Raw genomic sequence first — 10,084 nt, forward strand, 5'->3', positions numbered from 1 at the left:
CCGAAAAGCGAGGCGATCTTCCGCCACACGCCGTCCGCGCACGCCCCAAACACGGCGTGTCGACGAAGAACGCCTCGCTTTTCAGAATCTCCTCGCTTTTCGGTGAACGGCCGCGACCATCTGGGGCACGGCGGCGATCTTCGACCCCTTCGCGATTGCGGCCGCCCTGGCGAGCATCGCAGCGGGCATCCTCGGGCTCCGCACCCACGTCAGCACGCACACCCGACCGGTGGGTGCCGTCCCGGCGCAGCTCTGAAGTCCAAGAGGCGGAGTCTTCTCGCTATGCCTCCTGCGCCTCCGGACGGATGCGGGCGACCACGCCAACTCGAGCTCGACGACGCATCCGCGTCAGCATGATCGCGAGGACGTCGACCGCGACGAGGGCAACGAGCGCCAGGTGCGCTGCCAGCCACAAGAGCACGTCATGAGGGAGAAGCTGCGCAGGGTCGAAGCCGTTGAATGCTTCCGAACGCTCGACGGCCCACTCATCGGCGATCGAATAGAGCACGAAGAACACTCCGAAGGCAACGTTGAAGACCGTCCCGGCAACCCAGAGGGCGGCGACCATCATTCGGTTGGAGGGACGCTCGCCGGCGCGGATCGTCAGGTGTTCGTCGGGGATCTCCGCCATGGCACGAGAGTAGCGATAACTCTGGCGTCGGCGACGGAACCTGTCGATCGGCGCGGGGCGGACCCGGGAGCAGAAGCCCGACCGCCGGTTCCTCTCCCGATCGCGACAAGTCGGCCTATTGCGACGAGTCGGAAGCCGACTCCGCATTTTGCGCACGCGCCCAGCGTCGCCGACGCAGCAGTCCCCACACCACGCACGCCGCTCCCACCGCCACCGTGACGACGAGAAACCAGTCGAAGCCGAGGCCGATCGAGAAGATGATTCCGAGGGAGATCCACGATACGCCGACACTCATGAGCGCCGCGCCCGGCTTCCTCTTCGGGATCGCATCAGGATACTTCGCCCCTGTCGCCGTCAGTTCGCCGATCCGCCAGCCCCGCGTCCCGGTCTCCTCTGCGCATCGAACCCACCGCCGTAACCAACAGTCCCATGAGGCCGCCGGCGGCCACAAGCTGCCCAGCGATTCCTGGGCGGGCGTGTGACACAGTGGAAGGATGCTGGACTCACCCATCGTCATTCGCGCCGATGATCCCCGACGGCTCGAACTCGACCAGAGCGGATGGTGGGTCATGCACCGCTCGTGGGGAGCCGAACTCGACGGGTGGGCCATCGACCAGTTGCGTCTGCGATCCATGGTCGAGGAACTGCCCGCCGATCTGACGATTCGTGAGCTCGAGGCCGAAGATGCGGGCGCCGCCTGCGTGCTCGATGCGGCGACGCTGCGGGACTACCCGGGCGGACCGGCGACCCGACATGAACCCCTCACAACCGAGAGCGCCCGTGTCGACTCGGCTACCAGGCGGGCGTTCGGCGTCTTTTCAGCCGACCGACTGCTCATCGCAACGACGTACATCGACGTCGACCCGCAGACTGAGACGGCCGAGACGGACTTCACCGTCGTCCACCCGCATCGACGAGGCCAAGGACTCGGACGCGCCGTCAAGGCCCTTTCCGTTCTGACACTTCTGAAAGACGGCGTCACCCGGTTCCGTTCCGGCGGGTCGAGCGAGAACACGGCGATGCTGGCGTTGAATCGCTCACTCGGGTACGTCGTCGATGAAGAGTGGCTCACACTCGCGCCTCCTGGGCGCTGACCAGCGGAGCGCGCCCGCGGCGCCCGACCTTCTCGGCGGAGTATCGATGCGCGGGCGGATGCAGTTACCCTCGCCAGCGCATCGAGACTCCGCCGAGCGAAACACGTCCGGATGCGGCTAGCGCAGCACTCGATAGTGCAGGTGGGTGACCCCGCTCTCCCCTTCGAGCACGCGCGTGCGCTCCAACTGCACCTGCTCTGCGGCGAGGTTCTCGAACAACCGCCTCCCCTGACCCAAGAGCACCGGGATCACGTGCAGCTCGAGTTCGTCCAGGATCCCGGCGGCCAGGGCCTGTTGGGCGAGCGCTGCTCCGTGCACGAGCACGTTCCTCTCGCCCGCAGCCTGTCGGGCTCGACGGAAGGCGTCCTCGACGTCAGCGACATAGGTGACCAGGGGCCAGGATGCGATGTCGAGCGCGGGCGCGTGCCGGCTGACGATGAAGATGGGCACGCCGTCGTGATGGTCGCCACCCCATCCATTCGCCGCCTCGAAGGTTCCGCGCCCGGCGACGACGGCCCCGGTCTCCATGAATTGCGAAACCATCCGCCCGTTCACCCCGCTGGCCGAGACGATCGCAGCCGCGCTGTCGCTGCCTCCCCCTCGCCCCGGGTCTTCGAACAGCCATTCATGCAGGCGTTCACCGCCGTCGCCCAGGCCATTGTCGGGGCCCTCGTGAGGACCGGTGATGAACCCGTCGAGAGAGATCGACATGTCCAGGACGGTGGCGCCCATGCCATCACTTCCTTCTGATCGGATGTCGCAACTGTTCCGTCGCGCACCGTCGCTGGGCGGCGGAGCCCTTACGTCGCCTCGGTGTCGAACGGCGTCGGCCCGGATGCGGCCGCACCTGTAGCGCCGGCAGCGGCGGGCACCGCCGTGCTCGCCCGCGACAAGGTCGGCGCCGGCCGTGCGGGCTCGTCGTCGAGCAGCGCCTCGCGGATGATGCGGCGCGGGTCGTACTGCCGCGGGTCCATCTTCTTCCAGTCGACGTCGTCGAACTCCGGACCCATCTCCTCGCGCATGCGGTCTTTCGCGCCGTTCGCCATGTCGCGCAACTGGCGAACCAGGCGGCCGAGCTGCGCCGCGTAGTGCGGCAGCTTCTCCGGCCCGAGAACGAAGACGGCGATGACCCCGATGAGCAGGATCTTCTCGAAGGTCAGGCCGAACATGCCCTCAGGATAGCCGGTCGTCCCCGGCAATTCGCCGGAAGAAGCCGGTGCGGGCGGCGAGGCAGCGATCGGCTCGTCATCCCTCGCCCTAGGCTGTGAGGCAACCCTCGAGACTCGGGAGCGCAGGTGTCCGACAAAGACCTCAACTGGAAGTACGCCGATGACGTCGTCGTCGAGCCGGAAGCCATCGCGGCGGCGCGCCAGCAGTCCATGGAACTGGGCATCGAACCGGTCTCGCCCGCCGTCGGAGCGCAGCTCGCGGTGATCGCAGCCGCTCACTCGGCGAGCGCCATCATCGAGATCGGGACGGGAGTCGGCCTCTCGGGCATGTGGCTGCTCGCCGGAGCACCGCAGGCCACGCTCACCTCGATCGACGTCGAGCTCGACCACCAGCATCACGCGCGCGCCAACTTCGTCGAGGCCGGCATCCCGGCCAACCGCGTGCGCCTGATCGCGGGCCGGGCGAGCGAGGTGCTGCCCCGCATGAACGAGAACTCCTACGACGTCGTACTGGTGGATGCCGACCCGCAGTCGGTCATCGAATACGTCGAGCACGCCCTGCGGCTGGCCCGGCCCGGCGGAAGCGTGCTGGTGCCGCATGCCCTCTGGCGGGGGCGTGTCGCCAACCCGGCGCAGCGCGACGAGGTCGCCAGCGGCTTCCGTTCGCTCATCAGTGAGATCAGCGCGTCGACGGCCGTGCTCAGCGCCCTCTCGCCAGCCGGTGACGGACTGCTGCAAATCTCGAAGCTGCACGCCTGAACCCTCCGGGGCCGGGCGATCAGACGACTGATGCCCTGGGTGCGTAGGCACTCAGGGCATCAGGTGAATCAGTGAGCCGGCTCTCAGGCCGCGACGACTTTCGCAAGCGCATCGTGAAGCTCTTTCGCTTCAGCGTCGTTGACAGACACGACCAGACGCCCCCCGCCTTCCAGCGGAACGCGCACGATGATCAGGCGTCCCTCTTTCACAGCTTCCATTGGTCCGTCTCCGGTCCGTGGCTTCATCGCCGCCATTGAGCTCCCCTTTCGTGGCTAGACAGGTCCATTATCCCCTGTCGCTGGGAGTTCTGCGAAATCGTCGACCGCCCCAGAACGTGCGAGGCAACCCCATCACGGGGGTGACCAGTCGTAGCCGTCCACTCCCCAGGCGATGAGCAGCCAGCCCCATTGCAGCAGGATGCCGATGAGGATGAGCCCCGCACGATAGAGCCGCGAGCGCGGTTGGGCGAGGGCGCCGAGCAGGGGGAAGAACGGCATCAGGAGCCGGAACGTGCTCGACTGCGGGAAGAACACCGCGAGCAGGTAGAGAGCGTAGCTGGCCGTCCAGATGCGCAGGTCGACGCCGAGCCGGCGCACCGCAGGCAGGAAGAGGGCGGCGAAGAACGCGGCGATGAGCACGAGCACGCCGATCACCCCGGCGATGGTCTGGAGGGGCTCCTTTGCACCGACGAATCCGAGCCACCAGTGGGCGCCCTGGAACCAGGCGGTGAAGGGAACCAGGTCCACGTAACCGATGTAGGGCATCCGCCACGCCAGCTCCGTGTCGGTGTAGGCATTGGGGACCCCGGTGACCGCCCAGGCGAGGGCCGGCCACGCCACGCCCATCAGCGCACTGAACACGGCAACGGATGCCGCCCCGAGCTGCTGCTTCACCGGGAACGGTTCGTGGGCCCGACGCAGGTAGCGCACGAGGGTATGCAGGGCGAGCGTGAGCGCAAAGGCGAGGCCAGTCGGGCGGGTCAGCGTCATGACGAACACCACGGGAACGAGCCAGGCGTAGTGCCGCCGCACGAGCAGCAGGAGGGCGAGCGCGAGCAGGAAGAGGCCCATCGACTCGGCGTAGGCCACCTGGAACATCGGGGAAAGCGGCGCGAAGCAGAGCAGTGCGACCGCGAACAGGGCCGTCGAGCTGCCGAGCCGCGGAGCGAGCAGGCGATGGAAGAGGAGTGCCGTGCCGAGTCCGAAGACCAGCGACACGAAGATCGCCACCCCCTCCCACGACAGCCCCGACACGAGCATGAGGGCGCGCACGAGGAAGGGGTAGGCCGGCATGAAGGCCCACGCGTTCTCGGCGACATGCACGCCGTCGGCGAGCGGGATCTCGGTCGGATAGCCGCTGTACGCGATGATCTCGTACCAGCGACCGTCCCAGATGTTGGCGAACGCGCCGTAGGGCGGATGCGGCCCGGTCCAGGGATTCTGGCCCTGCACGCTCGCCAGGGCGAGCATCATCGCCGTGGTCACGAGTCGAGAGAGCGCATAGACGAGAAGCACCCTCGCCCACCAGGGCAGCCACCTCCAGCGGGCGGCGAGAGCGACCGGCAGCATCCGCGGCTCGGGACCACCGGTACCCGAGCCGGTTGCCCTCAGCGTGCGTTCAGCCATGTGCGCAGGGCGCGCTCGCACTCGACGATCTGCGAGAGCAGCACCCGCTCGTCGTCGGCGTGCGCCTTGAGCGGATCACCGGGTCCGTAGTTCACGGCAGGGATGCCGAGGGCGCTGAAGCGCGCGACGTCGGTCCAGCCGTACTTGGGCCGAGCGGCCGCACCGACGGACGCCACGAACTGCTGGGCCAGCGGTGCGTTCAATCCGGGCCGCGCGCCTTCGGCCTCGTCGAGCACGACGAACTCGTAGCCGGGGAAGAGTGCGCGTACGTGCTCGATCGCCTCCGCCACGCTGCGGCTCGGCGCGAAGCGGTAGTTCACGTGCAGCGCGGCCTCGTCGGGGATCACGTTGCCGGCCACCCCGCCACGGATGCCGACCGCGTTCAGGCCCTCGCGGTAGACCAGGCCATCGACGTCGACGGATCGGGGTTCGTACGCGTCGAGGGTGGCCAAAGCCGGCGCGAGCTTGTGGATGGCGTTCTCGCCCACCCACGATCGGGCGGAGTGCGCACGCACGCCGCTCGCACGCAGTTCGAAGCGCAGGTTGCCGTTGCAGCCGCCCTCGACCGCGCTGGCCGATGGCTCCCCCAGGATGGCGAAGTCGCCGTTCATGAGATCGGGACGGTTGCGTGCGAGCCGGCCCAGTCCGTTGAGGTCTGCGGAGACCTCCTCGTGGTCGTAGAAGATCCAGGTGATGTCGACGACCGGATCGACGAGTTCGACGGCAAGGGCCAGCTGCACCGCGACCCCCGCCTTCATGTCGACGGTGCCCCGGCCCCAGAGGTAGTCCTTGCCGTCGATGGTCTCGAAGCGGGTGGGCACGTTGCCGTTGATGGGGACGGTGTCGATGTGGCCCGCGATCACGACACGCTGCGCGCGCCCCAGTTGCGTGCGCGCCACGACGCAGTCCCCGTCACGCACGACCTCGAGATGAGCCAGCGGAGCCAGCAGGTTCTCGATCGCATCGGCGAGAACGGCCTCATCGCCCGATTCCGACCGGATGTCGCACAGCACCCGGGTGAGTTCGACCACACCGGCCGAGACGTCGAGCACGGGAGAATCGGCGGCAGTCGAGGGCATGCGCCCAGCCTACCGACGCCCCGTCGCCCCGTTACGCTGGGGAACATGACCGATACGGCACCCGCAGCACGGTTCGCATGGGGCTTCGGCGTGGCGACCATCGCCGCCGACGGCACCGTGCTCGACACCTGGTTCCCCAGCCCAGCCCTCGGCGAGCCGGCAGCGGTGGAGCCGCCTGCCGAGCTCGCGGCCGCGGTCGGGCCGGACGAGCGGCGCGACGTGCATCTCGAACTCGTGACGGCCGAGATCGACCTCGACGCGCCGCCGGCGTCGACTCCGGATGCCTACCTGCGGCTGCACCTGCTCTCCCACCTGCTCGTGCGACCCAACAGCATCAACCTCGACGGCATCTTCGGCCACCTGCCGAACGTCCTGTTCACGAACGCCGGCCCCGTTCACCCCGACGACTTCGCCCGCCTGCGCCTCGGGCTGCAGCGCGCGGGAATCCATCCCGTCGGCCTCGACAAGTTCCCTCGGCTCACCGACTACGTCGTACCCGAGCGGGTGCGCATCGCGGATGCCGCGCGCGTTCGTCTCGGGGCGCATCTGGCGCCCGGCACCACCGTCATGCACGAGGGCTTCGTGAACTTCAACGCGGGAACGCTCGGCGCCTCGATGGTCGAGGGCCGCATCTCGCAGGGCGTCATCGTCGACGAGGACAGCGACATCGGCGGAGGCGCCTCGATCATGGGAACCCTCTCGGGAGGCGGAACCCAGCGCATCAGCATCGGCCGCCGCGCGCTGCTCGGAGCCAACTCCGGCATCGGCATCTCCATCGGCGACGACAGCGTCGTCGAGGCGGGGCTCTACGTGACCGCGGGCACCAAGGTGAACGTCATCGATCCCGACACCAAGACCGTGACGGCGGCCAAGGCCGCGGAGCTCTCGGGGCTGGCTGGCCTGCTCTTCCGCCGGAACTCCCTCACGGGGGCGGTCGAGGTGCTGCCCCGAGCCGGCGCCGGCGTGAGCCTGAACGCCGCACTGCACGCCTGAACGAGAGGCTCCCTCCTATCGGGTAGTGTGCGAGTCTGCAGCGTCACGAGGAAGTGAAGGAGCACCGTGGGCACCGACACCCCCCGCACGCATAGGCATCGCGCACTGAGGGCACTCGTCGGCGTACTGGTCGGGCTGCTCGTCGTCGGCGTCATCGGCGCCGGCGTCGGGTTCTGGACCGTGCAACGCGGATTTCCGACCCTCTCGGGCCGATTGGACATTCCCGGGTTGCACCACGACGTCACGGTGTACCGCGATCGCGCGGGCATCCCCCAGATCGTGGCCGACAACGCCGCCGACCTGTTCATGGCGCAGGGCTATGTGCACGCTCAGGACCGGTTCTGGGAGATGGACTTCCGCAGGCACACGACCGCAGGCCGTCTTTCGGAACTCTTCGGCGCCTCGCAGGTCGGCACAGACACCTTCCTGCGCACCCTCGGCTGGCGGGCGGTTGCCGAGAAGGAGGTGGCGCTGCTCGATCCCACGACGCTCGGCTATTACGAGGCCTATGCCGACGGCGTGAACGCCTACCTCGCGAAACACTCCGGCGCCGACCTCTCGCTCGAATACGCCATCCTGGGCATCCAGAACCCCGATTACCACCCCGAGAAGTGGACTCCGGTCGACTCCGTCGCCTGGATGAAGGCGATGGCGTGGGACCTGCGCAGCAACCTCGGAGACGAAATCGATCGCGCGCTGCTCGCTACGCAGCTCACACCGGAGCAGGTGGCCCAGCTGCACCCGGCCTATCCCTACGGCGCGCACCCCACCATCACGGGCGGCGAGAGCGCTCCGGCCGCGCTGAGCGTCACGCCGCTGACGGATGCCGCGACGCAGCCGGCGTACACGGCGTCGCTGCGGCAGCTGCGAGAGTCCCTCGACGCGCTCCCCGAGCTCATCGGCACCGCGGGCGCCGACATCGGCTCGAATTCGTGGGTCGTCTCCGGCAGCCTCACCGACACCGGCAAGCCTCTCCTCGCGAATGATCCGCACCTCGGCGCGAGCGTTCCCTCCGTCTGGTACCAGTCGGGCCTGCGGTGTTCGCAGGTGGGGCCGGAATGCCCGTTCGACGTCGCCGGCTTCGGCTTCTCGGGCGTGCCGGGCGTCATCATCGGCCACAACGCCCGCATCGCCTGGGGCTTCACCAATGCCGGCCCCGACGTGACCGATCTCTACCTCGAGAAGGTGACGGGCGAGAACTACGAGATCGACGGAACCACCGTTCCGCTCAACAGCCACACCGAGAAGATCAAGGTGGCGGGTGGCGACCCGGTCACCATCACCATCCGCTCCACCGGACACGGGCCGCTCGTGACCGGGCTCACGCCTCAGTTCGGCGACATCGCCGAGAAGTATCCGACGGCATCCGGCCAGGCAGCCGGCGACTACCAGCTCGCGCTGCAGTGGACGGCGCTGTCGCCGGGGACGACGCCGAGCTCGATCTTCGCGATGGACCGCGCGAACAACTGGGGCGATTTCCGAGCCGCGGCCGCACTGTTCGCCGTGCCCGCGCAGAACCTCGTCTATGCCGACGTCGACGGGAACATCGGCTACCAGATGCCGGGACTCGTGCCGCAGCGCCGGTCGGGCGACGGCACCGTTCCCCAGCCCGGCTGGACGAGCGCCACCGATTGGAACGGGTTCGTGCCCTTCGAGGCGCTTCCGAGCGAACTGAATCCGCCGAGCGGGTTCGTCGTGACGGCCAACAACGCCATCGCCGGACCCGAGTATCCGTCGCTGCTCACCAAGGACTGGGACCAGGGGTACCGCGCCACGGAGATCACCGCCCGCATCCAGGCTGCCATCGCGGCGGGCACCAAACTCACGACGAAGTCGATGTCGGCCATCCAGGGCGATGACCAGAACGCCATGGGGGCGCGACTCGCACCCTTGATCGCGGGGCTGAAGCTGCGCGGCGACGCGGCGGCCGGCGCTGCACTGCTGAAGAAGTGGGATCACGCCGACTCCCCCGGCAGCGCGGCCTCCGCGTACTTCAACATGACCTGGCGCGCCCTGCTGAAGGCCATGTTCAGCGACAAGCTCACGGATGACACCGCGGCCGCCGGCAGCAGCCGCTGGTTCTCGGTCGTGGACTCCCTCGTCGACAGCCCTGATTCACCCTGGTGGTCGAACAAGAAGCTCGGCGTCAGCGGCCGCGACCAGATGCTCGCCTACGCTGCAGAGCAGGCGTGGAAGGAGGGCACCGAGAAGATGGGCTCCGACACCGGCCAGTGGTCGTGGAGCCGCCTGCACGAACTGCGCCTGGTCAACGCGAGCTTCGGCAGCTCGGGCATCGCACCCATCGAGGCCCTCTTCAACCGCGGGCCCTACCCCGTGGGTGGCGGATCATCGGTGGTCGACGCGGTCGGCTGGGACGCGCGGCTCGACACCTACGATGCGACCAATGTGCCCTCGATGCGCATGGTGGTCAGCCTCGCCGACTTCGATCGCTCCACCTGGGTCAACCTCACCGGGCAATCCGGCCACGCCTTCCACCCCAACTACACCGACCAGACACCGCTCTGGCAACGGCACGAGACCCGGGCGTGGCCCTTCAGCGCCAAGGCCTACACGAAGGCGACCGTCGACACCCTCGTACTGAAGGCGATCCACTAGCTCAGAGCTAGAAGGGTGGTTCGTCGGGGTCTTTGCTGTATCCGGTGGGGGTGGTGATGGTGAGGGTGCCGGCGTTGTTGCGTTGGTACGTGAAGTGGGTGTCGTGTTTGACGGTGTG

At 68.2% G+C, this 10,084-nt stretch carries 11 protein-coding genes; 4 read left to right on the forward strand and 7 right to left on the reverse strand.

Translation table 11 applies throughout. The features are described 5' to 3' along the window. Positions 1-280: 280 nt before the first annotated feature. A complete protein-coding gene (locus WDJ51_RS14200; RefSeq protein WP_337853126.1) occupies positions 281-631 on the reverse strand; it encodes a hypothetical protein in 351 nt (116 codons plus the stop codon). A gap of 115 nt (positions 632-746) precedes the next feature. Next, on the reverse strand, positions 747-926 hold the full coding sequence (locus WDJ51_RS14205) for a hypothetical protein (RefSeq protein ID WP_337853127.1): 180 nt from the start codon (positions 924-926) through the stop codon (positions 747-749). Between the two features lie 199 nt (positions 927-1,125). On the opposite strand from WDJ51_RS14205, the gene WDJ51_RS14210 reads away from it, so the two are divergent. After that, a complete protein-coding gene (locus tag WDJ51_RS14210) occupies positions 1,126-1,725 on the forward strand; it encodes a GNAT family N-acetyltransferase (protein ID WP_337853128.1) in 600 nt (199 codons plus the stop codon). A 117-nt stretch (positions 1,726-1,842) separates the two neighbouring features. Here WDJ51_RS14210 and WDJ51_RS14215 read toward each other — a convergent pair whose 3' ends face one another. Continuing rightward, positions 1,843-2,457, reverse strand: coding sequence for a dihydrofolate reductase family protein (locus WDJ51_RS14215; protein WP_337853129.1), 615 nt, complete (start codon positions 2,455-2,457; stop codon positions 1,843-1,845). Positions 2,458-2,525: 68 nt separating this feature from the next. Further along, positions 2,526-2,894 carry a sec-independent translocase gene (locus tag WDJ51_RS14220; protein ID WP_337853130.1) on the reverse strand — a complete coding sequence of 123 codons (369 nt, stop codon included), beginning with the start codon at positions 2,892-2,894 and terminating at the stop codon, positions 2,526-2,528. 126 nt (positions 2,895-3,020) lie between these two features. On the opposite strand from WDJ51_RS14220, the gene WDJ51_RS14225 reads away from it, so the two are divergent. Next, positions 3,021-3,653, forward strand: coding sequence for an O-methyltransferase (locus WDJ51_RS14225; RefSeq protein ID WP_337853131.1), 633 nt, complete (start codon positions 3,021-3,023; stop codon positions 3,651-3,653). Positions 3,654-3,736: 83 nt separating this feature from the next. On the opposite strand, the gene WDJ51_RS14230 is transcribed toward WDJ51_RS14225, so the two are convergent. The 3 genes from WDJ51_RS14230 to dapE all read right to left on the reverse strand — a co-directional run bounded on the left by WDJ51_RS14230 (position 3,737) and on the right by dapE (position 6,357). Further along, positions 3,737-3,907, reverse strand: a complete 171-nt coding sequence (locus WDJ51_RS14230) for a DUF3117 domain-containing protein (protein WP_337853132.1) — start codon at positions 3,905-3,907, stop codon at positions 3,737-3,739. A 96-nt stretch (positions 3,908-4,003) separates the two neighbouring features. Continuing rightward, a complete protein-coding gene (locus WDJ51_RS14235) occupies positions 4,004-5,278 on the reverse strand; it encodes a hypothetical protein (protein ID WP_337853133.1) in 1,275 nt (424 codons plus the stop codon). Then, positions 5,260-6,357 (reverse strand): succinyl-diaminopimelate desuccinylase, encoded by a 1,098-nt coding sequence (dapE, locus tag WDJ51_RS14240; RefSeq protein WP_337853134.1) that lies wholly within the window; start codon positions 6,355-6,357, stop codon positions 5,260-5,262. The genes WDJ51_RS14235 and dapE overlap by 19 nt, the downstream gene beginning before the upstream one ends. A 45-nt stretch (positions 6,358-6,402) precedes the next feature. On the opposite strand from dapE, the gene dapD reads away from it, so the two are divergent. Beyond that, positions 6,403-7,350, forward strand: coding sequence for a 2,3,4,5-tetrahydropyridine-2,6-dicarboxylate N-succinyltransferase (gene dapD, locus WDJ51_RS14245; protein WP_337853135.1), 948 nt, complete (start codon positions 6,403-6,405; stop codon positions 7,348-7,350). A 66-nt stretch (positions 7,351-7,416) separates the two neighbouring features. Further along, positions 7,417-9,966: a penicillin acylase family protein gene (locus tag WDJ51_RS14250; protein ID WP_337853136.1), complete on the forward strand. Its 2,550-nt coding sequence runs from the start codon at positions 7,417-7,419 to the stop codon at positions 9,964-9,966. Positions 9,967-10,084 lie beyond the last annotated feature (118 nt).

The organism is Rathayibacter sp. YIM 133350 (genome assembly GCF_037404875.1).
Classification (GTDB): domain Bacteria; phylum Actinomycetota; class Actinomycetes; order Actinomycetales; family Microbacteriaceae; genus Orlajensenia.